The organism is Pseudomonas sp. Z8(2022), assembly GCF_025837155.1.
Lineage (GTDB): Bacteria > Pseudomonadota > Gammaproteobacteria > Pseudomonadales > Pseudomonadaceae > Aquipseudomonas.
The window spans coordinates 1,812,629-1,837,667 of sequence record NZ_CP107549.1; the positions used below are offsets into that span (position 1 = coordinate 1,812,629).

The window sequence follows — 25,039 nt, forward strand, 5'->3', positions numbered from 1 at the left end:
CGGTGTGCTAGTAATTACCATCGATCCGGTCTTGCCTGCCCGCGGTTTCAACGACCTGCTAGAAACGTCCTAGCTGGTTCTGCGCCCATTCAATGCAGTAGTCGGCAATTGTTTCCCAGCCCGGCTCGGCAATCAGCCAGTGGCTGTAGCCGTTGAAGTGTTTGAACGCGGTGACGGCCGTCGAGCACCGATGACGCCGATAGGTCGCGGCGACCCCTTCGGGGCGGACGCTACGGTCAGCACCCGCTGCAATCAGCAGCAGCGGTGAGCGTTCGGTATTACCGAAGTCGATACGGCTGCCGACGCCCAGCGCATTTTCGAAAAACACCCGGCCTGGTGCCGGTACGATATGCCGATCATACGCGACGGCCTGTTGCTCCGGCGTCAGGGTCTGCGCCATGGTGCGTGCGAAACGCTGCGGACTCATGTGCAGTACGCCGCGCCAGAACGCCCGCTGCAACAGCCATGGCCCGCTGTCACGCAGCCCCGCCAGGCCGCCATGGCAGGGCGGTGCAATGGCAATGCCGGCGCAGCCCAGGCCGCGGTCGAGCAGCAGTTGCACCAGTAGACCGCCAAGGTCATGGCCGATCAACAGGGGCGGCTGTTCGAAGTCGCGGATGATGCGCTCATAGTGAACCCGTATCGCGGTGATATCCAGGCCGGCTATCGCCCGCGGTGGCTGATTGCGCTGACGCAGCAGGTCGGCTCCTAGCGCCGGCCAGGCCGGCGCGCTGCAACTGTAGCCGCACGCTTCGAAGCGACGGCTGAAACGGCTCCAGATCAGCGGGGTGAGCCAGGTTCCGTGAATGAACAGAGCGTGGCGGTTCATGGCAGTGGGCGCCCAGGCGCCGCTGTGCCGTCATGGCTGACTTTTGGCATGCTGCATATCCGTATGCTCGGGCGCCTGCTTACTCGGCATGAGGAAGTGGTCGATACGTATCGCCACACCGGGGCTCTGGAACTGCCTGGCGGCGGCTTCGATGCGTTGTTCGGCACGGGTGACCCGGCCGTGGTGGCGCAGGTGCTCGAGCCATGACTCGTCGAAGAAGAACTCCTGCCAATGCTGCGGGTTCTCGCTGCTCTGTACCAGTCCCCAGGAGAACGCACCGTTGCGCCGGCGCATACGTGCCACCTCGTGCATCGCCTGACGGAAGGCCGCTGCATGCTCGACGGCGATGTCGTAGTGCAGGGTGACCATCACCGGGCCGCGTTCGAGGTCGGCCTCGTCGGCCAGGATCGGTGCCGGCCAATGCAGCGATGGTGCGAGGTCTTCACTGCTGGTTACCGGCAGCGGAAACCGCGCGCTCAGCAGCAGCCCCAGGAGCAGACAGCCGGCAGCCGCGAACAGCGCCAGTGGAATCGACGCCTGACTGGCGACGAAGCCCCACAGCGCGCCGCCGGCGGCCATGCTGCCGAAGAACACCAGGATATACACGGACAGCGCGCGTGCACGTACCCAGTCCGGTACCGAGGTTTGCGCCGCGACCTGCAGGCTGGACAGCACGGCGATCCACGCCGCGCCGCTGAGCAGCATCACCGGCAGCAGGGCTGCGAAGTGACGCAGGCTGGCCAGGGCCAGCAGCACCAGGGCGTAGAGCACACTGGCCAGCAGCACCAGGCGGTCGCTGCTGATGCGCTCGCGAATACGCGGCAGCAGGGTGGCACCGAGCACCGCGCCAACGCCGACACTGCCCAGCATCAGGCCGAAGTCGCTGGCGCTGCCCTGCAACTCGCCACGCACGATCAGCGGTAGCAGCGACATCCCGGCGCTGGCGCCGATGAAGAACGCCGCTGCGCGCACCAGGACCGCCTGCAGCGGCTTCGAAGCGCGGCTGTAGCGCCAGCCGGCGCGGATGGCGCCCAGCAGACGTTCGGCCGGGAATGTCGCAACCTGACGCTCGCGCTTCCAGATCAGCAGCACGGCCATGACCGCGAAGAACGACAGGGCATTGAGGGCGAAGGTCGCCCAGGGCCCACTCAGGCTGACCAGTACGCCGGCGATGGCCGGGCCGAGTGCACGGGCCACGTTGATGCCGAGGCTGGAAAGGGCGATGGCCGAAGGCAGGTCGCGTTTGCTCACCAGCTCCGGGGTCAGGGCCGACCAGGCCGGCATCATCAACGCTGTGCCGACGCCCATGGCCAGGGTCATGGCCAACAGCAACCAGACGGTGGTCAAGCCGAGCAGGGTCAGCGCGGCCAGCGCAGTGGCGACGGCGGCCATCCACACCTGTACGCCCAGCAGATAGCGACGCTTGTCGATGATATCGGCCATGGCGCCGGCCGGCAGTGCCAGGAGGAACATCGGCGCTGAGCCGGCGACCTGCACCAGTGCCACGTGCATGGGGTTGGCCGACAGGCTGGTCATCAGCCAGCCGGCACCGACCTCGTGCATCCAGGTGCCGATGTTCGAGGCGATGCTGGCCAGCCACAGCCAGCGGAAGGTGCTGTGCCTGAGTGCGCCCCAGGGCGAGATTTTTTCGCTGGCCATGTCAGAACGCAAAGCACGAGCAGCCGAATGCGCCCCAGAAGCCCTGGTGATCGCTGACCGGCACATTGCTGCGGCGAGCCCGATCATGCTGGTGGGCGTGCACGGAACAGGCACCGACGCACTGATGCAGACTGGCGGGCATGGGCGTCGCAAGCGGCTTCCAGTGGCCCGGCACCTTGGCCACCGGTGACCAGTCCGGCAGCACTGGCAGCGTTGGCGGGGCGAGTTTGTCGAACTCGTCGCTGCCGTGTACCACCTTGCCGCCGACAATGGTCAGTACCGACTCCAGCCACTTGATCTGCTCTTCCTCGATACTGAAAAAATCCGCCGTCAGTGCCACCAGATCGGCCAGCTGGCCCACCTTGATCTGCCCTTTCTTGCCCTGTTCGCTGGAGAACCAGGCGCTACCGTGAGTGAACAGTTGCAGCGCGGTGTCACGCGACAGCCCATGCGGCGTCAGTGTGGTGCCGCCGACTGTCTTGCCGCTGACCAGCCAGTACAGGGCGGTCCAGGGGTTGTAGCTGGCGACGCGGGTGGCATCGGTGCCGCCGCCCACCGGTACGCCTTCGGCCAGCATGCGCTGGATCGGCGGCGTGGCCTCGGCGGCCCTGGCGCCGTAACGGTCGATAAAGTATTCGCCCTGGAAGGCCATGCGGTGCTGAATGGCAATGCCGCCGCCAAGTGCGCGTACCCGTTCGATGTTGCGCGGGCTGATGGTCTCGGCGTGGTCGAACAGCCAGGGCAGGCCGTTGAGCGGCATGTCGCGGTCGACCTTCTCGAACACGTCGAGCATGCGCGAGATGGATTCGTCGTAGGTGGCGTGCAGACGGAACGGCCAGCGGTGTTCTACCAAGTGGCGGACCACCGGCTCCAGTTCGGCCTCCATGCTCGGCGCCAGATCCGGGCGCGGCTGGACGAAATCCTCGAAGTCGGCGGCAGAGAACACCAGCATCTCGCCGGCACCATTGTGGCGCAAGTAGTCGTCGCCCTGATGCAGCTTGACGCTGCCGGTCCAGTTCCTGAAGTCGGCCAGCTCTTCCTTGGGCTTCTGGGTGAACAGGTTGTAGGCGATGCGTACGGTGAGCTGGTCGTTGTCGGCCAGCTCCTGGATCACCTGGTAGTCCTCGGGGTAGTTCTGGTAACCGCCGCCGGCATCGATGGCGCTGGTCACGCCGAGGCGATTGAGCTCGCGCATGAACTGTCGGGTGGAGTTGACCTGGTACTCCAGCGGCAGCGTCGGCCCCTTGGCCAGGGTGGCGTAGAGAATAAGGGCATTGGGGCGGGCGATCAGCATGCCGGTGGGCTCGCCGCTGGAGTCGCGCTGGATCTCACCGCCCGGCGGGTTCGGCGTGTTCCTGTCGTAGCCCACGGCGCGCAATGCGGCGCGGTTGAGCAGGGCACGGTCATACAGGTGCAGAATGAACACCGGGGTGTCCGGCGCAGCCCTGTTCAGCTCATCCAGGGTCGGCAGGCGTTTCTCGGCGAACTGGAATTCGCTCCAGCCGCCGACCACGCGTACCCACTGCGGCGTAGGCGTGCGGTCGGCCTGATCCTTGAGCATGCGCAGGGCATCGGCCAGTGAGGGAACGCCTTCCCAGCGCAGCTCCAGGTTGTAGTTGAGACCGCCACGGATCAGGTGCAGGTGCGAGTCGTTGAGGCCCGGGATCACCGTGCGCTTGTTCAGGTCGATGACGCGGGTGGCGTCGCCAAGCAGGGCCATGGCTTCGGCGTCGCTGCCAACCGCGATGAAGCGCCCGTCCTTGATGGCTACGGCACTGGCCTGAGGGTTCTCGCGGTCAACCGTATGCAGGCGACCGTTGTACAAGATGAGATCGGCACTCATGATGCCTCCTGATGAACTGATGTATGAGTCGCCGGCCAAGGCCAGGGGCAGGGTGGACCACAGCGCGCCGGCAGCGCCGAGAACGCTGCTGGCAGCGAGAAAATGGCGACGTTTCGGGTCGGAAGGATCCTTGCTCATGGTCGATCCTCGTCTGTGTCTGGGCTCAGCCAACTGGCGAACAGGCGCGTGGCCATCGGCATGAACAGATAAACCACGAGCAGGACGATGCTCAGGGTGATCAGTACGTTGCTTGGTACGTAGCGGCCGGTCCAGGGCACACGCTGGAACAGCGGTTGCCAGAGCAGCGGCACCAGCAGGCTCAGCGGCAGGATCACCAGAAAGGTGACGCAGACCTGCTTCCAGCGGGGCGGTGGAGCCTGCGCAGTTTCCGGCATGAACCAGAACTCGTTGCCCGGGGCGACCTCCATTTGATCGCCGGCGCGCAGCAGCGGCTCGACCTCGGCGATCAGTTCCCGCCTTTGTTCGGATTCGGTCCAGTTGCGCAGTTGTTCCAGGCCGACGAAGCGCAGCACGCAGGTAAATTGCGTCAGGCTATCCAGATGGTTGCGCACCACGTCCACGCCGAGGTGGCCGGGGCATTGACTGGCGGTGCTGGTGACGCGCCGCAGCCAGGCCTCGTAACGCGGTACATGGTTGGCGCGCACCTGGTGACGGACTACCAGAGTGACGGTTTCCTGTGGCGTCTCGTTCATGCTGAGGGCTCTGTGCGTGGCGTGGGTCTTGTCGATCCGGCGGCGCAGGCGCGCCACCGGTCGAGTCGGGGACGTTGCCGCCCCATGGGCTCAGATGGGCGTTGCCACCGGGGCCAGGGTCGGGCCGTGCTGCACCCGCTCCGGCGCCTTGTGCACCATGGTGTAGGCGTAGTCCACGCCCATGCCGTAGGCACCGGAGTGTTCGGTGACCAGCGCCATGACAGCGTCATAGGTGTCGCGGTTTTTCCAGTCGCGCTGCCACTCCAGCAGCACCTGCTGCCAGGTCACCGGCACTACGCCGGCCTGAATCATGCGCTGCATGGCGTAGTCGTGCGCCGCCTGGCTAGTACCACCGGACGCATCGGCGACCATGTAGATCTCATAACCGGCATCGTGGATGGCGGACAGGGCGAAGGTCAGGTTGCAGACCTCGGTCCACAGGCCGGAAACGATGATCTTGTTGCGGCCGTTCTTCTTCAGCGCGTCACGAACCTTCTGGTCGTCCCAGGAGTTCATCGAGGTACGCTCCAGCAGCGGCGCATCCGGGAATACGGCAAGCAGCTCGGGGTAGGTATGGCCGGAGAAGCTTTCGGTCTCGACCGTGGTGATGATGGTCGGAATGTCGAAGATCTTGGCAGCCTTGGCCAGACCCACGGTGTTGTTCTTCAGGGTTTGCCGGTCGATGCTCTGGACGCCGAAAGCCATCTGAGGCTGTTGGTCGATGAAGATCAGCTGGCTGTTCTGAGGGGTCAGGACTTCGGTTTTTGGATTGCTCATGGCGCTTTCCTTTGGGTTGGCAATTAAGGGGCCGCCCTTCGCCGAGTAGACAGTCGCGTCCCCGAGGGCGTGGAAGTGGACTATCTCAGCTCGATTCTGGTGGGGATTGGATTGCTTTCCTGCTTTGGTATCAGGCTACGTTGATCGCACCGGATGACTGGGGCGCAGGGTGTTCCAGCAGCGCGGCGCGGCTGTAGCGAGAGGGCGAGCCGGGCGCAGGTGCGGGTAGCTGGAGCAGTTGCGAAAAGGGGCAGGTGGTGCGCTGTGTCGGGGAAGGGTGGTTGTCGGGGATGCGCGACGACAGGAGCCAATGCGGCTCGGCTTCGTCCCAAAGCAGCATTGCCCGGCGCGGCTGAAGGCGGCAAGCTGGTCGGCAAGCTGCCCGGAGAACCGTCGATGTCTGATCAACCCCCCGTTACCCGGCAACTGGACAATGGTGCCGAGCTGCGCGCGCAGCAACAGCCCTGGGCGCAACAGGTGGGGTTCTGCCTGCGCGTGGCGGCAGGCAGTCATGACGAGCCCGCGGCCTACCCGGGCCTGGCGCATTTTCTCGAGCACCTGCTGTTTCTCGGCAGTCGCAATTACCCGCGCGATCAGGGGCTGATGGCGTTTGTCCAGCTTCATGGCGGGCAGGTCAACGCCTCGACTCAGGCGCGGAATACCGACTTCGTCTGCCAGTTGCCGGTCGCGCACCTGCAGCCGGCGCTGGCCCGCCTGCTGGACATGCTCTGCCGGCCGCTGCTGGATAGCGAAGCCCAATTGCGCGAGCGCGAAGTGCTGCACGCGGAATACCAGGCGCGCAGCCAGGATGGCAGCAGTCGCATCGATCATGCCCTGGGGCAGGCGCTGGCTGCCGGTCATCGCTGTAGCGAGTTCCTGGCGGGGGAGCGCAGTACGCTGCCGGTCGAGACGCCTGCGTTTCAGCAGGCGCTGCGGGAGTATCACCTACGACACTATCAGCCCCGGCATATGCGCCTGACCCTGGTGGGGCCGCAATCGCCAGAGCAATTGCTGGACTTGGCCGAAGCGCTGCTTGGGCCTTTGCCCGCTGGCGAGTCCTACGCCGATGCAAAGCCGGTGGCCGGTTTGCTGCCGCTGCGTGCTTCCTGTCTGCGCCTGCAGCATGATCAGCCGGGCGTGCATCTTGCCTTTGCCGCGCAAGTCGATATCGGGCAGTTGCAGGCACCACTGGCGTTGCTGCTGGATGCCCTGCAGGACCCCGCACCTGGCGGACTGCTGGCTGGCATGCGTGAGCTGCGGCTGTGTCGACGAGTACAGGTGCGGGAGCTGTATCGCCATCAGGGGCAATGCCTGCTGCGCTTCGACTTTCCCGGCGCCTCGGCGGAGCAGGGGCCGGCCTTGCGCGCTGCCTTGCGGGGCTGGGCTGTGCAGCTGCAGGGCCATGCGCACTGGCCTCGACGGTTGCGGCAGCATGAGCAGGCGGCTGCGCTCAACTCCTTCTCGCTCGGTCCCCTGGGCCTGGCCCAAGGCCTGCAGGCACACGGGCAGGAAGACGCCAGCACCTTGCGCGCACTGGATGCGCTGCTCGGACAACTGGCGCAAGGCGACGGCCTGATCGAGCTGCAATGCAGCGAGCAGGCGCAACCCTTGTGGCCCGCGACAGGGCTGTCTTTGCCGCTTAAGGCCTTGCCACTTCAGGCGCCGCCGGCTCTGGAGCGCGAATGGCAGCTGCGCAGCGACGAGCCCCTGCTGACTGGCTGCTCCCCCGTAGAGGTCGTCCTGCCTCCGGCCCGGCTGAGGCATTACCCGGGGCAGCCCGAAGGCGGCCCGGCCGCGCTTTACTGGCGCGGCCCCTGCGTTGGTAGCGGCGACGTCCCAGTCATCGAAGCCGGCCTGCTGGCGCGCAGTGCCGATCTGCGCTGGCGTGGTGAGCGGCTTGGCATCGTCAGCCAACTGAGCGTGCACACCTCTGGCTGGACTCTGATGCTGCAGGGGCCTGCGGCGCTGTTGCCGGCTTTCAGCGCACAGCTGCTGCCCTTGCTGCTGGCGCCCGTAAGCGAGTCTGTCGAGCCGGCGCCCTCAGGCATGCTGTTGCGAACGCTGTTGCAGCGTTTGCCGCAACTGTGCGAGCTGCCTGCTGCGTCGACGCTGGAGGGGCTGAGTGTCGGTCTGGGCGAGGGGGAACAGACGCAACTCGCCAAGATGTGCGCGGTTGTCGAGCCGTTGACCGAGCTGGCGCCACCGCCAACTGTCGCAAGCGGGCTTGCATGGCACCAGGCCACGCAGCCGGGCGCTGATGCGGCGCTGCTGCTGTTCTGCCCGCTGCCCGACGCCAACGCCTGTACCGAGGCAGCCTGGCGCCTGCTCGGGCAACTGTTGCAGGAGCGTTTCTATCAGCGGCTGCGAGGCGAGCTGCAACTGGGCTATGCCTTGTTCGCCGGTTTTCGTCAGGTGCAGGGCAGCCGCGGCCTGCTGTTCGCTCTGCAGTCGCCGGTATGCGATGCGGCCGCAATCTTCGGGCATATCCGCGCCTTTCTCGACGAACAGCGCTCGGTGCTGGACGGGCTGGGAGAGGCTGCGCTGTCGGGTTGCCGTGATGGGTTGCTGGCTGCGTTGAGCCCGGCGAGGTCCAATCTGGCTAGCGCCGAGCAACTCTGGCAGCTGTATCTGGCTGGCTTGCCCGAGGTGCATCCGCAACGGGTGCAGCAGGCGTTGATGACCGTGACCCCGGGCGATCTGCTCAGGGCGCATGAGCAGTTGCTGCTTGCCCGCGACTGGCGCGTACTGGCCAGCGGAGTGCCGTCGCCCGTCTAGGTCGCACGCTTTCCCCTTTAATTCCCGCCCCCGGTTCGCCAGGCCCCTGCGCCTGATGGCGTGTCGTGCGCATCTCTCCGTTTCCCGTTGCACAGGGCGCCTTGCCGGGCACTTCTACGTCCAAGGACTGGCCAGGTACTACGACCTTTCGTCCGCTACCGGTAGCAGGTCGGTCGCGAGTCCGCCGGAGCAGGCCGGTAGCGCCCGGCCAAAGCAGCAGCGAATCGCTGCCAAGGCAGCGTATGGTTGGCCTGATCGGCTTTCGATAATCGCCTCCGACACGACTGCCCTGGCGGTCGCCACTCAAGCGGAGAGCGTTATGCACAACAACAAGATCGCCATCACCCGGTTTCTGCCCCTGACCCTGGCTACGGCCGTCGCCCTGGCGACCGCGCAGCAGGCCGCCGCCGAGATCGTCCTGTACGACCAGGACGACACCACATTCTCCACCGACGGCTATATCAACGCCTTCTACGTCAACAGTGACGTGGATCGTGAGGGCGATCAGTTCGACCGCCGTCAGTCGCGGGTGAAGATGGGCTTTCTGCCCAACTGGATCGGCTTCAACTTCGGCAAGCAGATCGACGACCTCAAACTGAGCGGCCGCGCCTCGTTCTGGGTCACCATCAACGACGGCGAATCCAACGGCACCGATACCGCCATCGACGTGCGCCAGTTCTATGGCACGGTGTCCAACCCCGAGTGGGGCGAGGTGCTGATCGGTAAGGACTTCGGTCTGTTCGCCCGTTCCAACATCTTCCTCGATGAGCTGTTGGCCGGTTACGGCAACGTTTCCGACACTCTTGGTCTGGTCGACGGCAACGGCGTGTCCTTCGGCAACATCGGCACCGGCTACCCGTACCCGTTCCCGACCTCGCAGATCACCTACCGCAACAACAACCTGGCCGAGGGCCTGCGCATCGCCGTCGGTATCATGGACCCGGTCGACACCAACGACGACAGCGCCGTCGGCAAGGCCTACCAGGAGAATCCGCGCTTCGAGTCGGAGATCAGCTACCAGTTCGACCTCGGTGGTTCGACCATCTACACCTGGGTCAACGGTGCCTACCAGACCTCCGAGAACACCGACGACACCGTCGACACCATCACTTCCAAGGGCCTCGGCTATGGTGTGCAGGCCAAGTTCGGCGGCCTGTCGCTGACCGGCTCGGGCTTCCAGGCGAAGGGCATCAACCCCTTCTTCACCAATAACCTGGGCGAGCCGACCCTGCGTGACATCGACAGCGACGGTTACCTGCTGCAGGGCTCCTATACCTGGGGCAAGAACCGCGTGGCGCTGTCCTACGGCAAGACCGAGGACGACGGCAACGGCCTGGGCGTGGCGGCGGACTACGAGACCCGCGGTATCGCCTACTTCCGCACCATCAACGACAACCTCAAGCTGGTTGCCGAGTACAACCAGTACCAGATCGACGCTGCTGCCGGCAGCGGTCTGAACGAAGACACCGACACCTTCGCGGTGGGCGCGGTACTCAGCTGGTAAGCCTTACGGCTGGCAAACGACGGGAGGCCATATGGTCTCCCGTTCTTTTTTGGGCGGCGAAAGAGCAGAGCCTGCTGATCGGACTTTGCAGCGAATCGGCGCAGAACCTGTCTGCTGGTATTGGCGATCAGAACCTCGCCTGCCTGCTTTGCCGTTCTGGCCGGTCGTTGTCTGACCATCGGCGCGCTTCTCGCTACCTACGAACGCCTGATCCAGTACTCAAGTAGCATGGGGTGGCCAACCCGTGCTTCGTAGAATTTCCTCGTGATCAGATTTTGCGGTGGGACGTGTTATGGCCCTGGAACAGGCGGAAGGCGTAATCAGCGCCGTATCCAGCACCAAAGATGTGGAACTGGCCGCCCAGGAACTGGCGCGTCAGCTGATCCATCCCTATCTCGGTTTCGTGCTGTTCTTCTGCTCGGCCGAATACGACCTGGAAGGACTGGGCCAGGCGCTCGAGGCGCATTTCGGCGGCGTCAGCCTGGTGGGCTGCACCAGCGCCGGGGAAATCACCCCGCAGGGCTACGGCCGCGGCTGCGTGGTGGCGCTGGGCTTCGACCTGCGCTGTTTCTCCATCGCCAGCGCGCTGATCGACGAGATGGAACGCTTCAATCTGCTCGATGCCCAGCAACTGGTCGATGGCCTGGTCAAGGATTGCCGCAGCAACGAGCTGGCCTCGATCAAGGGCCACAGCTTCGCCCTGACCCTGCTCGATGGCCTTTCCAGCCGTGAAGAGCTGGTGCTCGGCGCGCTCAGTGCGGCGCTGGGCAGCATCCCGCATTTCGGCGGCTCGGCCGGCGATGACAACCATCTGACCCACACCCACGTCTATCACGGTGGGCGCTTCCACAGCGGCGCGGCGGTGGTGGTGCTGTTCAACACCTGGCTGGAGTTCGAGGTGTTCAGCACCCATCACATTCAGCCCAGTGCGGAAAAGCTGGTGGTGACCCGTGCCGACAGCGCTACCCGCCGGGTGTATGAACTCAATGCGGCGCCGGCTGCACAGGAATATGCCGACCTGATCGGTGTGCCGGTCGAGGCGCTGGATCTGCGGGCGTTCGCCGCCTATCCGCTGGCGGTGCGCATCAGCGATCACTATTACGTGCGCTCGATCCAGCAGGTGCACGACGACCTCAGCCTGACCTTCTACTGTGCGGTGGAAAACGGCATCGTCCTTACCGCCATGCACCCCGGCCCCTTGCTGCCCAACCTGCAGCAGCTGTTCGCCGGGCTGCAGCAGCGCCTCGGTCCGCTGCTGCTGACCATCGGCTGCGACTGCTTCCTGCGCCGCCTGGAGATCGAGACCGATGGCGGCGTCGAGTCGGTCGCCACACTGCTGCGCGAGCAGCGGGTGATCGGCTTCAACACCTACGGAGAGCAGTTCAATGGCATGCACATCAACCAGACCTTCACCGGTGTCGCCATTGGCCGACCTGTTGGGCGTGTCGAGCGCTGAGCTGCAGGCGCATTGTGCGGCGCTGGAGCAGGAGAACGCCAAGCTCAGGCGCATCAACGCCGCGCTGATCGAACGGGTCGAGTCGATCCATTCCCGTGGCGATGACGCCTATGCGGCCTTCCAGCACTCGGTGGTGCTGTCCGAGCAGGTGCGCGAGCGCACCGACGCGCTGAACCAGGCGATGGCCGAACTGAAATCCAGCAACCAGTTGCTCAGCGACGCGCGGCTGCGTGCCGAGACCGCGCACCAGCACCTGATCGATGCCATCGAAAGCATCTCCGACGCCTTCGTGCTGTTCGATGATCGCCAGCGCATCGTGCTGTTCAACAGCCGCTTCAAGGCGCTGTGGGCGCGCAGCCGCGCACGCATCGGCACCGGCACGCGGCTGGAGGAGATTCGCCGGCTGAGCCGCAGCACCGGTCTGGTGGTGGAGGCGCAGCTGGGCAAGGAGGGTGAGCCGAGTCTGTTTCGCCTGCAGGACGGACGCTGGGTGCAGGTCAGCGAGCGGCCGACTCGCGAGGGTGGGCTGGTGATCCTCTACACCGACATCACCGAGGTCAAGCAGAGCGAGGCGCTGCGCCGCGAGCAGGCGCTGGCGCAGAAGTCGCGCCTGCTGCAGCGCGCGGTCGACAACCTGTCGCAGGGCATGGCGATGGTCAATGCCGATGGCGCGCTGGAGCTGTGGAATCACCGCTTTCTGGAGCTATGCGGGCTGGCCCCGATCAGCGCGCACCGGCCGTTCGCCGAGGTGATGGCCGAGAGCGAGCTGCAGCCGCTGACCCCGGATAGCCGCGATGCCAACGGCAAGCTGCTGCGTCAGGTGGAGGTTCGCCTGTTCAATGGGCGCATGCTGGAAGTGCGCACCCATCCGCTGCCCACCGGCGGCTTCGTCAACACCTTCACCGACATCACCGAGCGACATCGTCAGGCCCAGGCGCTGAGCGACAGCGAGCGCTGGATTCGCCTGATCACCGACCATGTGCCGGCGCTGATCGCCTACCTGTCGGCGGACCTGGTCTACGAGTTCACCAACAAGGTCTACGAGGAGTGGTACTGCTGGCCGCGCGGCGCCATGCTCGGCCAGAGCCTGCGCGAAGTGCACAGCGAGGAACACTGCCAGCGCCTCGAGCCCTACGTGGAGTTGGCGTTGTCCGGTGAGAGCGTGACCTTCGAATTCGCCGAAACCAACCACAACGGCCAGGAGCGCTACATGCTGCGTTCCTACGTGCCCAACCGCCAGGCCAGCGGTGAGGTGGTCGGCATCTTCGTGCTGATCCGCGACATCACCGAGCGCCGCCGCACTGCCGAGGCATTGCACCAGGCCTATCAGCACCTGGAACAGCGCGTGCGTGAGCGTACCGCCGAGCTGACCACGGTGAACGAGCAGCTGCGCCGCGAGATCGACGAGCGTACGCAGATGGAAGCGCGCCTGCGTGAAGCCAAGGGTGAAGCGGAGCAGGCCAACCTGTCCAAGACCAAGTTCCTCGCCGCTGTCAGCCATGACCTGCTGCAGCCGCTCAATGCGGCGCGGCTGTTCACCAGCGCGCTGCTGGAGAAGAACGATCTGAGCGGCTGCGCGCCGCTGGTGCGCAACGTCAGCAACTCGCTGGAAGACGTGGAAAGCCTGCTCGGCACGCTGGTGGACATTTCCAAACTCGATGCCGGGGTAATCAAGCCGGATATCGCGCCGTTCGCCGTCAGCGAACTGCTGGAGAACCTGGCCGCCGAGTATCACCAGATCGCCGGCAGCGAGGGGCTGCGCCTGGACTACCTGCCCAGTTCGGCCCTGGTGCGCAGCGACGTGCAATTGCTGGCGCGGATTCTGCGCAACTTCCTCAGCAACGCCATTCGCTACACCGCCAGCGGGCGCATCCTGCTGGGTTGCCGGCGGCGCGGCAACAGCCTGTCCATCGAGGTCTGGGACACCGGCATCGGCATCGCCCAGGACAAGCTGGTGGAGATATTCCAGGAGTTCAAACGCGGCGATAACGTCCAACGCAAGCAGGATCGCGGCCTCGGCCTTGGGCTGGCGATTGTCGACAAGATCGCGCGCATGCTCGGCCACCGCATTCGCGTGGCATCGCAGCAGGGCAAGGGGTCGATGTTCGCCGTCGAAGTACCGCTGACCCGTCGCGCGCCGCGCGTGCGCACCGTGCAGGACAGCCCGGATCAACTGCTCGAACGCCTCAGCGGCGCGCGGGTATGGGTACTGGATAACGATGCGTCGATCTGCGCCGGCATGCGCACATTGCTCGAGGGCTGGGGCTGCCAGGTGATCACCGCGCTGAGCGAGGAGGATCTGGCGCGTCAGGTGGACAACTACCACGCCGAGGCCGATCTGCTGATCGCCGACTATCACCTCGACGACGAGCGCAACGGCGTCGACGCCGTTGCGCAGATCAACGCCCGGCGCAGCACGCCGCTACCGGCGCTGATGATCACCGCCAACTACAGCAACGAACTCAAGCAGCAGATGCGCGAGCTGGGCCACAGCCTGCTGCACAAGCCGGTGCGGCCGATGAAGCTGAAGGCAGCGATGAGCCATTTGATGGAGCGTGGGGCAGGGGCTTGAGGCTGACGTGGGCCCCGGCTGAACACACGGCGCACCCTGCTGACGCCCTGCGCCGAGGCCGCCACGATCCCGTAGCCCGGATGCAATACGGGAAGGATCATGCCGTTCTGCCCCGGATTTCATCCGGGCTACGATACGGGCAGGTCATAAATCATCCGCGATCAGGCGCTTGCCCAGGCTGACCGAGGCATCGACCTTGTAGCCAAGCCGTTCGTAGAAGGCCAGGGCCGCGCGGTTGGTATCGCGCACCTGCAGGCTGAGCTTGGGGCAGCCCATGGCAAGCAATTGCTCTTCGATATAGGCCATCAGCTGACGGGCCAGCCCCTGCTGGCGCCGCTGCGGAGATACCGCCAGGTAGTTGACCCAACCGCGATGCCCCTCGTAGCCGGCCATGGCCGAAGCCACCAGTTCGCCGTCGATCTCACCCACCAGAAACAGCTCGGGTTGCACCTTCAGCTTGCGCTGGATGTCCTTGTACGGATCGTTCCACGGGCGGGTCAGGTCGCAGCGTTGCCAGAGATCAACGACGGCGGCTTCGTCGGAAAGGCGGAAGGGGCGGATCAACATGCGGGCGACTCCGTGGCGCAAAGTCGCCGTTTTAGCACGTCGCTCAGCGGCGCAGGTAGGAGGCGAAATCGATATCGCCGGCCGAGAGAATCGCCTGCACACGGTTATGTACGTTTAGTTTGCGCAGGATGGCCGAGACGTGGGCTTTGACCGTGGTTTCGGCGATATCCAGGCTGTAGGCGATCTGCTTGTTCGACTCGCCCTTGGTCATGCGCTCAAGCACCAGCAGCTGCTTGCGCGTCAGGGCCTGCAGCAGTTCCGGGGCAATGCTGGGGTTGTCGTGGTGCTGGCGCGAGTTGCCGCTCTTCTGCGAGCGGATGATGTCCGGCGGCAGGTAGACGTTGCCATCGAGAATCTGCGCGATGGCCTCGGTCATCTGCGCGCGCGGCGAGGATTTGGTGATGAAACCCACTGCGCCGTAGGTGATGGCCTGCAGCACGATCTGCTTGTCCTGTTCGGCGGAAACGATGACCACCGGAATGGTTGGCGCCTCGTTGCGCAGGTTCATCAGTCCGCCCAGGCCGTGCATGCCGGGCATGTTCAGGTCGAGCAGGATCAGGTCCAGATCGTCGTGGTTCTGGGTCAGCTCCAGGGCACTGTCCAGGTCGGAGGTTTCCATGATCTCGCTGCCGGGAAAACCGTCGGCGATGACGTTATGGATGGCTTCACGAAACAGCGGATGGTCGTCGGCAATCAGAATCTTGTACATGGCCTTGCACCTCGTTGTTGTGATTATGGGTTGGCGGCGGGCGTGAGGAAAGCAGCAGGCAGTTCGGCAGGTTGTGCGGCTACCAGGGGCAGGCCGGCCTGTTCCCAGGAATCGACGCCGTCACGGTACCAGTAGAGCTGGCGATAGCCCATGGCATGGGCGCGACGCGCGGCGTTCCAGCTCAGCCAGCAGTCGGAGCGGCAGTAGAACACGAAGGGCTGGCGCACGTCGCCGCGGCTCTGCTGGTGCAGATAGTGGCTGAAATAGCGCTGCCATTGCGGGGCCAGGTTGCCATCGCCGGTGTTGGCCAGCCACAGGCTGCCGGGCAGGTTGGCGTGGGGGACGTCCTCGACGAAGCGGTCCTGCACGAAGGGACGGCGATAAACGTCGATCAGGCGGGTGTCCGGGCGCTCGGCTAGGAGCTTCTGCAGCGCGGGGGTATCGACGATCTGTACGCCTTCCAGGCTGGATGGCGTCGGGCTGCGGTACTGGCTGCTGCGATAACCATCGGCGTCGAATAGGTCTTCGGCATGTGCAAGGCAGGCCAGCAGCACGGCGGCGAGCATCAGGCTCGCTTGCACGGGCAGACGGTACTTCATGGCAAGGTCTCTACTTATTGTTGTAGCGGTATTACAGGCCATGGTCGCAGGCTTGGGAATTCTACGTTGGAGAGGAAAACCAGTACCAAAGTAGTAGAAATGCCTGCGCTGCCGGCCGCTCGCCCCCCGCGCCTGCGATGGCGCGGGGCCGTGCTCAGCCGGCCTTGCGCAGCGCCGCGTGCTGCGGATTGAAGCTGGCCACTGCGAGCACCGTCAGCAGCACGGTGAGACCGCCGCAGATCAGCAGCGCATCCAGATGCAGACGCAGGTACAGGGCGTTGCGCACCAGCTCCACCGCATGGGTGAAGGGATTGAGCGCACACAGCCAGTACAGCCACTCGCTGGACTCGCGCATCTTCCACAACGGGTACAGCGCGGACGAGAGGAAGAACAGCGGGAAGATGACGAAATTCATCACCCCGGCGAAGTTCTCCAGCTGGCGGATGCCGTTGGACAGCAGCAGGCCCAGCGCACTGAGCAGCAGCGCCACCAGCAGCAGCGCCGGCAGTGCGGCGAGCAGGCCCATGGCCGGCGGCTGCACCCCGTAGAACCACGCGATGGCGAGAAAAGCGTAGACCTGCAGCAGCGAGATCAGCGCCGTGGCCAGCAGCTTGGCCACCAGCAGAAAGGCGCGCGGCAGCGGGCTGGTGAGCAGCACGCGCATGCTGCCCATTTCGCGGTCGTAGACCATCGACAGCGAGCCCTGCATGCCGTTGAACAGCAGGATCATGCAGGTCAGGCCCGGGACGATGTAGGTGTCGTAGGTGATGTAGGTGTCGTACGGCTCGATGATGGCGATGCCCAGCGCGGCGCGAAAACCGGCGGCGAACACCAGCAGCCACAGCAGCGGCCGCACCAGCGCGCTGAGAAAGCGTGAACGTTGCAGGACGAAACGCAGCCATTCGCGCAGCACGATGCCGCGCAGGCATTCCCAGTAGGCGGTCATGGTTGCGGCTCCTCGGTGGGTTGTTCGCGGCTGAAGCCGCTCCTGCGGGCCTGGCTGTCCAGGTTTGGCCGCAGCGCCTCGCGCACATGGCCACGGCCCAGCGCCTCGTCGCCGGTGAGGCGGGCGAAGCTGATGGCCAGGTCGTCGCCGAACTGACCGGCCTTGCCCCAGGCCACGCACTCACCACGATGCAGGATCAACAGATCGTCGCTGGACTCGATTTCGTCCAGCAGGTGGGTCGTCCACAGCACGCACAGGCCCTGTTCGCGACACAGGTTGCGCACGTGCCGACCCAGTGCCAGGCGGCTGGCCGGATCAAGCCCGGCACTGGCTTCGTCGAGCAGCAGCAGGCGTGGCTGATGGAGCAGGGCGCGAGCGATCTCCACCCGGCGACGATGGCCGCCGTTGAGCGTGCGCACCTTGTCATGACGGCGCTCGGCGAGATCCTGACGCAGCAGTTCCTCGTCGATGCGCGCCTGCGCCTGGCGGCGCGGCATACCGTGCAGCGCGGCGTGGTAGGCGAGGTTCTGCTGCACCGAGAGGTCGAGATCCAGCGTGCTCTGCTGGAACACCACGCCGAGCTGACGCAGCGCCTGGCGAGGTTCATTGCGCAGGCTGTGGCCGAAAATGTGGATGTCGCCCTGCTGCAGGTCGTAGAGGCGGGTGAGCAGGGCGATCAGGGTGGACTTGCCGGCGCCGTTGGGGCCGAGCAGGGCGCCGAAGCGCCCCGACGTCAGCTCGAAGGTCAGATCGCCGAGGGCCTGGCGGGCGCCATAGGCGAAACCGACGCCGCTCACCTCGAGCGCATTCATGGCGTCACCACCACGCCCCAGGGGTAGCGGCCGACCTTGATCGACTTGGTCACCTTGAGCGAGTCGACGTCGATCACCGAGACGTCGCCGCTGACCCCGTTGGTGGTCAGCAGGCGTTTCTGATCCGGGGTGAACGCCAGGTGCCAGACGCGCCGGCCGACCAGCAGGTAGTCGAGAATCTCGAAGGTCTTGGCGTCCACCACGGCCACATGGTTGGCCGGGCCGAGGGCGATGAAGGCGTACTTGCCGTCGTCGGTCAGCTTGACCCCGACGGGCTGCACCTTGTCCGGGTGCACGCCCTTGATGGCGAAGTTGAGCACCTTGAGCACCTGACGCGTGTCCACATCCAGCACCGTCACCGTGCCACCAATCTCGGCCGAGGCCCACAGGCGCTTGCCGTCCTTCTCGAACTCGACATGGCGCGGGCGCTGGTCGACCAGGGTGTTGTCCACCAGTTGCTGAGTGCTGGTGTCGATCCAGTGCAGCATGTTGGTGGTCTCGCTGGTGTTGACCGCCCACTTGCCGTCCGGGCTGACCGCCATGCCTTCCGGCTCCACGCCCACTTCGATCTGTGCCAGCACCTCGTCGCTCTGTGCGTCGACCACCGTGACCAGCGCATCGTCCTCGTTGGAGATGTACAGCCAGCGGTCGTTGGGGTGCAGGGCGAACTGCTCGGGGTCGGCGCCGGACGGCAGCTCCTTGATGATCTTGCGCGTGGCCAGATCCATTACCTGCACGCGGTCCGAATCGCTGGCGCAGATGTACAGAAGCTTGTTGTCGGAAGACAGCAGCAACCCGCGCGGGCGCATGCCGACGTCGAGTGTGGCGGTGACTTCGAGGCTGTCGAGGTCGATGACGCTGATGCTGTCATCCTTCTCGTTGGATACGTAGGCGGTGGCGGCGAAGGCCGGGTGGCAGGCTAGGCCGAAGGCGACGGCGCAGGCGAGGCGGGTCACGCGCATGGGGTTGATCCTCTTGTTGTAATGATTTGCAGCCATCGGCTGGGCGCTTGCTTTTTTTGTGGGAGGCGCTTTCGGCTCGGGCATCCTGCTTCGCTCTACCTCCTGCATCCCTGCAGTCGCAGCGGCGACTCTCGCGGCTAAAGCCCCTCCCACAGGTGTTCTCCTACAGAGGGGGTCCCGCCAGGTCGCAGCTCACCTCGGGCCGGTCGTAGCCGAGGCTGTCCATCTCGTTGCTCGGATGGAGGAATCCGTCCTGCGGCGAGGTGCTGACCAGCGCGCGCGGATGCACCAGGGCAATCGGTTGGCGCAGCTCGCCGTTCCATGGGCGGAAGCTCAGCTTGCGGCCCTTGAAGCCGTCCAGCGGCAGGTCGGCGGATAGCGCCAGAGCCTGGATCGCCTGAGGCTCGGCGGCGCGCAGCCTGGTCACGGCGGCGGCGATGCTGCGCACGGCCATCCAGGCGGCGAAGTCGCGGTCGTTCATCCAGCGTCCGGCCAGTTCCTCGAAGCGTTTCTGCAGCTGCGCGGCGCCGAAGGTTTCCACCGTCTTGTGCCAGGCGGTCGGCGTCAGACCCTGGGTGCCGGCCACCGGGCGCGGATACCAGGTGTTGTAGGGCAGGTATTCGCCGAAGTCGCCGCGCTCGTCGGCCACCAGCACCACGTCGTATTCGGCGGTCTGGGTGAACAGCGGCATTTCCGCCTGGGCGCTGCGGCGCTGGTCGTTGTCGAAGCTCCAGGGCTTCTCGGCGACGATCTTGTGGCCGAAACGCTTGGCGGCGCGCTTGAGCGCGTCGGCGTAGGCGATGTCGTCCTCGGTGCTGCCGGTGACCAGCAGCCAGCGCGACCATTTGCGCACGGCGAGAAACTGCGCCAGGGCGTCGGCCAGCATGGCGCGGCTGGGCAGGGTGTGCAGCACGTTGCCCAGGCATTGCTCGCGGCGCAGGCCGTCATCGGCGCTGCCGGCATTGAGCAGCAGGCTGCCCGGCAGGCGCTGGCTGAGCTGGCGCAGGGTGGTGGTCGGCGCGTTGATCACGAACAGGCGGATACCGGCCTGGTGCTGCTGTTCGGCTGCTGCGAGAACTTCATCGGCATCTGCGCTCTCGGCGCTGACCAGCTCATAACGCTGCTTGAGGAAGCGCCCGGTGCTGTTGCTGTCGATGATCGCCAGCTCGGCTCCGCGCAGGCCGGCGTCGGTCGGTTCGGGTATGACGTTGGACAGTAGTGGGCCGCGCGCCGGCTGATGCGCCAGGTAGCCGATACGCACCTGCAGTTCGTCCGCCACGGCGCTGGTCGCCAGCGTGCAGGCGGCAGTGAGGCAGAACAACAGGCGGCAACTGATCCGGTGCATGGGGCGACTCCTGCATAGGGTGTCGCCAGCATAGGAAGCGCTTACGGCTCGGGAAATATGCCCAAGGTAGCGCCGGACACGTACGAAGGTAGTAGCTCTTCAGGGTGGCTCTGCGCCGTTTTCACTCGCCTTGCTGGCGGATGTCCAGACGCAGTCCATGGATCTCGGCCTGGCCGTCGCGCAGGCGCTGCAGGGCGTTTTCGCGGATTTCCAGCTGCTGCGTCCGCTCGCCACGTTGCAATGTTTCGCGGATCAGCGAGAAGGCCAGGACGCCATCATCCGTGCTCAGCAACTCCGGCTCGTTGCGCTGATAGTGATAGTCGTCGGCCTGGGCGAAGCTTTGTTGCCACAGTGTGCGCAGTTGCGCCTTGTCCAGCCGCTGCCAGCTACGCGACTGCGGCAGGCGCACCTGGATCTGGGCGTCGTCGTTGATCGGCGCGACCAGAGCTGCGGAATCCATGCGTTGCGCCGCCTGGTCGACCTTCGCCAAGGCGGTCAGCACGGCGCGGCGTTGATCGACGCCGGGTACGATGGCGGCGCTGCTGTCGCCTTCGAGCGCAGTTAGAAACTGCTGGGCCTGCGGATGTTCTCCTTGCCTGGCGGCAGCTCGTATCCAGCTCAGGCCTGCAGCGTGCTGGCCCTGCTGGTAAAGACGCTCGCCCAGCGTCCATTGTGCGTCGGCGTTGTCCTGTTCGGCGGCACGCCGATACCAGCGCAGCGCCTGGTCCTGATTGCTTTCCGTGCCCAGCCCCAGGTCGTGGGCGCGAGCCACTTCGTACATGCCGATGGCGTCGCCGGCATCGGCAGCGAGCTGGTACCAGTCGAATGCTTGCTTCAGATCGACCTCCGTACCCAGGCCAGCCGCGTACATGTTGCCGAGATTCAGCATGCCCTGGCGGTTGCCGGCTTCAGCAAGGTGGCGATAGCGCACGAAGGCTTCGTCGAAGTCGCCCCTCTTGTACACCGCGTAAGCCTCCAGGACCTGGATCATCTCGCGGGCGATATGCGCCTGTTCCTCGTCGTTGGCGCTCAGCGGCGCGCTTAGCAGAGTACCCAGCAACAGGCAGGCAATATGGCGCATGAGGCTCTCCGGCCAGGTGGATATGGAAAATTCAGGCTAGCAAGCCGAGGGCGTGCGGTATTTAGTCCGATGGTGGCGGATGGATGCGTCGATGGTGGGAGGCATGGCGGCTGTAGTGGGCAATCGGCCTTTTGCTGACGGGAAATCTGCCCAAAGTACCAGCCCATCAGTACCAAGGTAGTAACCCGGTTTGGGCTCTGGCTTCTTAGCATGGCAGGCATCGTCCAATAACAAGAACAGGTGAACGCCATGCGTATTCTCAAAGCTCTGCTGCTGCCGCTGTTGCTGATCCTCAGCCTGCTCGGCGTCGACCAGCTCCACGCTGCCGGTGACATGACCCGTCGCCCGGTGGCGTTGCCCGATCTGGTGCTGGGCAGCGATGACAGCGACTACTTCATGTCGCAGACCGAGTACCAGCTGGAAACCGGCCAGGCCTACCAACTCAAGATCATCTCCAACGGCCAGAAGGAATACGCCTTCCAGGCACCGGAGTTCGCCACCTCCATCTACCTGCGCAAGGTCGAGGCCGGCGGCGTGGAGATCAAGGCAGTGACCCTCACCGAACTGGAATTCGAGGACGCCGGTGAGGCGGAGATCTTCTTCCTGCCGGTCAAACCGGGCAAATATCGTTTCTACGCCAAGGGCCTGGAAGGCAAGGGCATGCTCGGGCACTTCGTGGTCAAGTAGATGACTGCTCTGGGCCGCATCAATCTCGGCGTCAGCCTGCTGTTCGGGCTGGTGACCCTGGCCGGGCTGGCGCTGCTGCTGCGTCAGGCCAGCCACGATGTGCAGCGCGAGCTGCAGGCAGCCGAGGCGGTGGTGCAGTACCTGGGCGAGGTGGCCCGCAGCAACCCGGCCAGCCTGCGTCCCGAACTGACCGAGAACCTGCGCCATGTCAGCGTCAGCTGGCAGCGCCCTGGCGAGCCGGCGCAGGAGGCGGACGCCAGCGGTATCGAACGCTGGATCGCCGAGCGTCTGCTGGGCCCGGCCATGCTGGCTAGCCACACCTGGCCGCTGGATGACGGGCGTGAACTGCACATCGCCCTCGATCCTGACGATGAGATCGAGGAAATCTACGATTCGCTGCTGCAACTGCTGCTGCTCAGCGCCTTCGCCCTGATCCTCACTCTGCTGAGCATTCGCTTTGCCGTACAGCGGGCTCGGCGCGTGCTGGACGAGTTGCTCGCCGGCCTGCGCGAAGTCGGCGCCGGTCACTTCGACACCCGACTGCACGACCACGGCCTGGCCGAGGCCAGGCACCTGGCGGCACACTTCAACGAGATGGCCATCACCCTGCAACAGGTGCAGGCGGACAACGTCGAGCTGACTCAGGCGCTGCTGGAGCTGCAGGAGCGCGAGCGTACGCGCCTCGGTCAGACCCTGCATGACGACCTCGGCCAATACCTTAGCGGCATTCGCGCCCAGGCCTGCCTGCTCAAGGTAATCGCCGACCGCCCGCAGCAGGTGCAGGACATCGCACGTCTGCTCGACGACAACTGCGAGCGTCTGCAGCAGGGCTTTCGCAGCCTGATCCGCGACCTCTACCCGGTGGTGCTGGAGCGCCTGGAACTAGGCCCGGCGTTGCAGCAACTGGCTGCCGACTGGCAGCAGGCACAGGGCATTCGCTGCCGCCTGCAACTCAGTGAACAACTGCCGAGCCTGCCGCTGGCGAGCAAGGCCCATCTCTACCGCCTGGTGCAGGAGGCGCTGACCAATGTCGCCCGGCATGCCGATGCCAGCGAAGTACGCATTCGCCTGCAGCGCCGTGGCCATGGCCTGCGCCTGCTGGTACGTGACAACGGCAGGGGCACTGCACTACCGCTGCGCCCGGGCATCGGTCTGCGCTCGATGCGCGAACGCAGCCGCAGCCTGGGCGGCGAGCTGCGCCTGCACAGTCGCCCGCAAGCGGGCTGGGCGCTGTGCCTGAACATTCCCCTGGAGGCAACGTCATGAAGATTCTGCTGGTAGATGACCACGCCGTGGTGCGTCAGGGCTACGCCAGTCTGCTGCGTGCGCTGTTGCCCGAGGTGCAATTGCGTGAAGCCTGCGATGGCGAACAGGCGTTGCAGCGGGTGCAGGAAGAGATTCCCAACCTGGTGATCATGGATATCGGCCTGCCCGGCATTAGCGGTCTGGAAACCACTCGCCGCCTGCGTCAGCGCCTGCCACAGCTGCGCATCCTGTTCTTCAGCATGCATGACGAACTGCCTCTGGTGCGCCAGGCGCTGGACGCCGGCGCCATCGGCTATCTGACCAAGAACTCGTCACCGGAAGTGCTGGTGGAAGCGGTCAAACGCACCGCCGCCGGCCACGCCTATATCGAACAGCAACTGGCCACCCAGCTGGCCTGCAATCCCGCCAGCAGCGACGGTCTCGACCCGCGCCTGCGTGAGCTGACCCAGCGCGAGTTCGAAATCTTCGTCATGCTCGCCCGCGGCCTGCCACCGCGGCAGATTGCCGAGAAGCTGTGCATCAGCGCCAAGACCCTGTCCAACTACCAGACCCTGGTAAAGAACAAACTGCAGATCGCCTCGCAGGCAGAGCTGGTGCACCTGGCCATTGACAGCGGGGTGGTGAGGGTTGGGCTGGAGAGCGCCTGAGCAGGGCGATTCATTAGTTACGTGGCAAGTTTGGCGTTCTCAACGCTCGGGCAGTCTTACAAAAGCGAAAATGGAGACTACCTTCTGACCCTATACCTGAGGTTATGATGATTGGTCCAAGTCGTTCGCCGCGCGAACTCAGGACGTCAGCTTAAATGAGTAGCTCTGTAACCATTCGTGAAGTTCAAGAAGCGTTCGCCGACACTATTCTTACCTCTGAAGAGCGCGTTGTCGTTTCAACTTATGATAACGAAGGGGCTTCATTTGTATTCGAGGGGCGTCGCTGGCAGGAGATTGGTCGGCATGAACTTGCAATGGTCACCGCGTGCCTCTGGTTTCTCACTCCAGCAGCTATTTGTGCGTATCTGCCGGCATTCTTAGGTTCTGTACGAAAAGTACTGTCGTAGGCACCGCAGCGTGCAAGCCAGCGTGACCATTGCGGCAAAACTTCTTGCCAGCTTGTCGTAGCGAGTGCCGATTCTGCGGCTCTCCTTCAGCCAGCCGAACATCCGCTCGATAATGTTGCGCTGTCGGTATTTCGGGCGGTCGAACAGCCTTGGTAGTCCCGGCTTGGGCTTGCGTTTCATGGTTCGCAGCGGAATCACAGGCTGCATCCGGTAACGGTCGCAGTACTGACGCAAGTGCTCGGCATCGTAGCCCTTGTCTGCCAACAGCCAGCGGCAGCGCTTGCGAGGTCGGCCTGGCTTGCCGGGGATACGAACCTGATCCAGGAGTGCCTGAGCATTCGAGATGTCGCTGGCCTGGCCCGGCGACAGCAAAAAGCGCAGAGGCACGCCGTTGGCATCGCAGAGCATATGAATCTTGGTGGTCAGGCCACCTCGGCTACGTCCCAACGCATGGTCTACCGGCTCTTCTGGCCCCCCTTTTTCCCGGCGCCAGAAGAGGCTCGGGTTGCTCGTACCGCTGTCGAGTCGATCATCCAGGTATCCAGATCAATCAGTCCTTCCTGATTCAATCGAATCTGCAAACGCTCAAGAACTTGGTCGAACGTACCGTCATCCCGCCAGTCACGAAACCGTTGATACACCGTCGACCATGGGCCAAACCGCTCTGGCAGGTCACGCCAAGCTGCGCCTGAGCACAGGATCCAGAGGAGGCCGTTGAGCATCAGCCGGTCATCACTGCGAGGTCGCCCCATTTTCTGCTCGGGGGAAACCAGATCCGCGATCAGCTCCCAAGCTGCATCCGGGAGTTCGTAACGCTTTGCCATGCGGGCCTCCAGCCGGTCATGGCGCCGATTCTACCCGTTCGGACTTTTCGTACAGAACC

At 64.8% G+C, this 25,039-nt stretch carries 21 protein-coding genes; 7 read left to right on the forward strand and 14 right to left on the reverse strand.

From position 1 onward, the window contains the following. Positions 1-58: 58 nt before the first annotated feature. From OEG79_RS08625 to OEG79_RS08645, 5 genes are all read right to left on the reverse strand, one after another. Positions 59-829 carry an alpha/beta fold hydrolase gene (locus tag OEG79_RS08625; protein ID WP_264148349.1) on the reverse strand — a complete coding sequence of 257 codons (771 nt, stop codon included), beginning with the start codon at positions 827-829 and terminating at the stop codon, positions 59-61. Between the two features lie 30 nt (positions 830-859). Continuing rightward, positions 860-2,488 carry an MFS transporter gene (locus tag OEG79_RS08630; protein WP_264148350.1) on the reverse strand — a complete coding sequence of 543 codons (1,629 nt, stop codon included), beginning with the start codon at positions 2,486-2,488 and terminating at the stop codon, positions 860-862. Position 2,489: 1 nt separating this feature from the next. Further along, on the reverse strand, positions 2,490-4,331 hold the full coding sequence (locus OEG79_RS08635; RefSeq protein ID WP_264148696.1) for an amidohydrolase: 1,842 nt from the start codon (positions 4,329-4,331) through the stop codon (positions 2,490-2,492). A 134-nt stretch (positions 4,332-4,465) separates the two neighbouring features. After that, the gene (locus OEG79_RS08640) at positions 4,466-5,044 is read right to left on the reverse strand and encodes an antibiotic biosynthesis monooxygenase (protein WP_264148351.1); all 579 of its coding nucleotides are present in this window, start codon (positions 5,042-5,044) and stop codon (positions 4,466-4,468) included. 90 nt (positions 5,045-5,134) lie between these two features. Then, positions 5,135-5,821 (reverse strand): hydrolase, encoded by a 687-nt coding sequence (locus OEG79_RS08645; protein WP_264148352.1) that lies wholly within the window; start codon positions 5,819-5,821, stop codon positions 5,135-5,137. 396 nt (positions 5,822-6,217) lie between these two features. Here OEG79_RS08645 and pqqF point away from each other — a divergent pair, with 396 nt between their 5' ends. The 4 genes from pqqF (at position 6,218) to nahK (ending at position 14,128) form a co-directional block, all read left to right on the forward strand. Continuing rightward, a complete protein-coding gene (pqqF, locus tag OEG79_RS08650) occupies positions 6,218-8,596 on the forward strand; it encodes a pyrroloquinoline quinone biosynthesis protein PqqF (RefSeq protein ID WP_264148353.1) in 2,379 nt (792 codons plus the stop codon). Positions 8,597-8,915: 319 nt separating this feature from the next. After that, positions 8,916-10,100, forward strand: a complete 1,185-nt coding sequence (locus OEG79_RS08655) for a porin (protein ID WP_264148354.1) — start codon at positions 8,916-8,918, stop codon at positions 10,098-10,100. A 292-nt stretch (positions 10,101-10,392) separates the two neighbouring features. Beyond that, the gene (gene nosP / locus OEG79_RS08660) at positions 10,393-11,556 is read left to right on the forward strand and encodes a nitric oxide-sensing protein NosP (RefSeq protein WP_264148355.1); all 1,164 of its coding nucleotides are present in this window, start codon (positions 10,393-10,395) and stop codon (positions 11,554-11,556) included. Beyond that, a complete protein-coding gene (nahK, locus tag OEG79_RS08665) occupies positions 11,486-14,128 on the forward strand; it encodes a hybrid sensor histidine kinase/response regulator NahK/ErcS' (protein ID WP_264148356.1) in 2,643 nt (880 codons plus the stop codon). The genes nosP and nahK overlap by 71 nt, the downstream gene beginning before the upstream one ends. A 144-nt stretch (positions 14,129-14,272) precedes the next feature. Here the strand turns inward: nahK and OEG79_RS08670 are convergent, their stop codons facing one another. The 8 genes from OEG79_RS08670 to OEG79_RS08705 form a co-directional block, all read right to left on the reverse strand. Further along, positions 14,273-14,695, reverse strand: coding sequence for a GNAT family acetyltransferase (locus OEG79_RS08670; protein ID WP_264148357.1), 423 nt, complete (start codon positions 14,693-14,695; stop codon positions 14,273-14,275). A gap of 43 nt (positions 14,696-14,738) precedes the next feature. Beyond that, a complete protein-coding gene (locus tag OEG79_RS08675; RefSeq protein WP_264148358.1) occupies positions 14,739-15,404 on the reverse strand; it encodes a response regulator transcription factor in 666 nt (221 codons plus the stop codon). Between the two features lie 23 nt (positions 15,405-15,427). Beyond that, positions 15,428-16,003, reverse strand: coding sequence for a PQQ-dependent catabolism-associated CXXCW motif protein (locus OEG79_RS08680; protein ID WP_264148359.1), 576 nt, complete (start codon positions 16,001-16,003; stop codon positions 15,428-15,430). A gap of 154 nt (positions 16,004-16,157) precedes the next feature. Next, complete coding sequence (locus OEG79_RS08685) at positions 16,158-16,949, reverse strand: ABC transporter permease (RefSeq protein WP_264148360.1); 792 nt, start codon at positions 16,947-16,949, stop codon at positions 16,158-16,160. Then, on the reverse strand, positions 16,946-17,761 hold the full coding sequence (locus OEG79_RS08690; protein WP_264148361.1) for an ABC transporter ATP-binding protein: 816 nt from the start codon (positions 17,759-17,761) through the stop codon (positions 16,946-16,948). Before OEG79_RS08690 ends, OEG79_RS08685 begins: the two co-directional genes overlap by 4 nt. Beyond that, complete coding sequence (locus tag OEG79_RS08695) at positions 17,758-18,723, reverse strand: YVTN family beta-propeller repeat protein (RefSeq protein ID WP_264148362.1); 966 nt, start codon at positions 18,721-18,723, stop codon at positions 17,758-17,760. The genes OEG79_RS08690 and OEG79_RS08695 overlap by 4 nt, the downstream gene beginning before the upstream one ends. 163 nt (positions 18,724-18,886) lie before the next feature. Then, positions 18,887-20,068, reverse strand: a complete 1,182-nt coding sequence (locus OEG79_RS08700) for an ABC transporter substrate-binding protein (RefSeq protein WP_264148363.1) — start codon at positions 20,066-20,068, stop codon at positions 18,887-18,889. 121 nt (positions 20,069-20,189) lie between these two features. Continuing rightward, positions 20,190-21,149, reverse strand: a complete 960-nt coding sequence (locus OEG79_RS08705; protein ID WP_264148364.1) for a tetratricopeptide repeat protein — start codon at positions 21,147-21,149, stop codon at positions 20,190-20,192. Positions 21,150-21,398: 249 nt separating this feature from the next. Here OEG79_RS08705 and OEG79_RS08710 point away from each other — a divergent pair, with 249 nt between their 5' ends. From OEG79_RS08710 to OEG79_RS08720, 3 genes are read left to right on the forward strand one after another with little or no spacing between them, the layout of a single operon-like run. Beyond that, a complete protein-coding gene (locus OEG79_RS08710) occupies positions 21,399-21,836 on the forward strand; it encodes a copper-binding protein (RefSeq protein ID WP_264148365.1) in 438 nt (145 codons plus the stop codon). Beyond that, positions 21,837-23,102 (forward strand): histidine kinase, encoded by a 1,266-nt coding sequence (locus tag OEG79_RS08715; RefSeq protein WP_264148366.1) that lies wholly within the window; start codon positions 21,837-21,839, stop codon positions 23,100-23,102. Further along, positions 23,099-23,749 (forward strand): response regulator transcription factor, encoded by a 651-nt coding sequence (locus tag OEG79_RS08720; RefSeq protein ID WP_264148367.1) that lies wholly within the window; start codon positions 23,099-23,101, stop codon positions 23,747-23,749. The genes OEG79_RS08715 and OEG79_RS08720 overlap by 4 nt, the downstream gene beginning before the upstream one ends. Before the next feature lie 377 nt (positions 23,750-24,126). Here OEG79_RS08720 and OEG79_RS08725 read toward each other — a convergent pair. Then, a protein-coding gene (locus OEG79_RS08725) for an IS5 family transposase (protein WP_264145361.1) occupies positions 24,127-24,980 on the reverse strand; the annotation gives its coding sequence in 2 pieces (ribosomal slippage) (positions 24,127-24,638 and positions 24,638-24,980; 855 coding nt in all). Positions 24,981-25,039 lie beyond the last annotated feature (59 nt).

Coding starts and splice junctions, on each gene's coding strand:
- OEG79_RS08625 (WP_264148349.1), bottom strand. CDS start 829: ATGAACCGCCACGCTCTGTTCATTCACGGAACCTGGCTCACCCCGCTG.
- OEG79_RS08630 (WP_264148350.1), bottom strand. CDS start 2,488: ATGGCCAGCGAAAAAATCTCGCCCTGGGGCGCACTCAGGCACAGCACC.
- OEG79_RS08635 (WP_264148696.1), bottom strand. CDS start 4,331: ATGAGTGCCGATCTCATCTTGTACAACGGTCGCCTGCATACGGTTGAC.
- OEG79_RS08640 (WP_264148351.1), bottom strand. CDS start 5,044: ATGAACGAGACGCCACAGGAAACCGTCACTCTGGTAGTCCGTCACCAG.
- OEG79_RS08645 (WP_264148352.1), bottom strand. CDS start 5,821: ATGAGCAATCCAAAAACCGAAGTCCTGACCCCTCAGAACAGCCAGCTG.
- pqqF (WP_264148353.1), top strand. CDS start 6,218: ATGTCTGATCAACCCCCCGTTACCCGGCAACTGGACAATGGTGCCGAG.
- OEG79_RS08655 (WP_264148354.1), top strand. CDS start 8,916: ATGCACAACAACAAGATCGCCATCACCCGGTTTCTGCCCCTGACCCTG.
- nosP (WP_264148355.1), top strand. CDS start 10,393: ATGGCCCTGGAACAGGCGGAAGGCGTAATCAGCGCCGTATCCAGCACC.
- nahK (WP_264148356.1), top strand. CDS start 11,486: ATGGCATGCACATCAACCAGACCTTCACCGGTGTCGCCATTGGCCGAC.
- OEG79_RS08670 (WP_264148357.1), bottom strand. CDS start 14,695: ATGTTGATCCGCCCCTTCCGCCTTTCCGACGAAGCCGCCGTCGTTGAT.
- OEG79_RS08675 (WP_264148358.1), bottom strand. CDS start 15,404: ATGTACAAGATTCTGATTGCCGACGACCATCCGCTGTTTCGTGAAGCC.
- OEG79_RS08680 (WP_264148359.1), bottom strand. CDS start 16,003: ATGAAGTACCGTCTGCCCGTGCAAGCGAGCCTGATGCTCGCCGCCGTG.
- OEG79_RS08685 (WP_264148360.1), bottom strand. CDS start 16,949: ATGACCGCCTACTGGGAATGCCTGCGCGGCATCGTGCTGCGCGAATGG.
- OEG79_RS08690 (WP_264148361.1), bottom strand. CDS start 17,761: ATGAATGCGCTCGAGGTGAGCGGCGTCGGTTTCGCCTATGGCGCCCGC.
- OEG79_RS08695 (WP_264148362.1), bottom strand. CDS start 18,723: ATGCGCGTGACCCGCCTCGCCTGCGCCGTCGCCTTCGGCCTAGCCTGC.
- OEG79_RS08700 (WP_264148363.1), bottom strand. CDS start 20,068: ATGCACCGGATCAGTTGCCGCCTGTTGTTCTGCCTCACTGCCGCCTGC.
- OEG79_RS08705 (WP_264148364.1), bottom strand. CDS start 21,149: ATGCGCCATATTGCCTGCCTGTTGCTGGGTACTCTGCTAAGCGCGCCG.
- OEG79_RS08710 (WP_264148365.1), top strand. CDS start 21,399: ATGCGTATTCTCAAAGCTCTGCTGCTGCCGCTGTTGCTGATCCTCAGC.
- OEG79_RS08715 (WP_264148366.1), top strand. CDS start 21,837: ATGACTGCTCTGGGCCGCATCAATCTCGGCGTCAGCCTGCTGTTCGGG.
- OEG79_RS08720 (WP_264148367.1), top strand. CDS start 23,099: ATGAAGATTCTGCTGGTAGATGACCACGCCGTGGTGCGTCAGGGCTAC.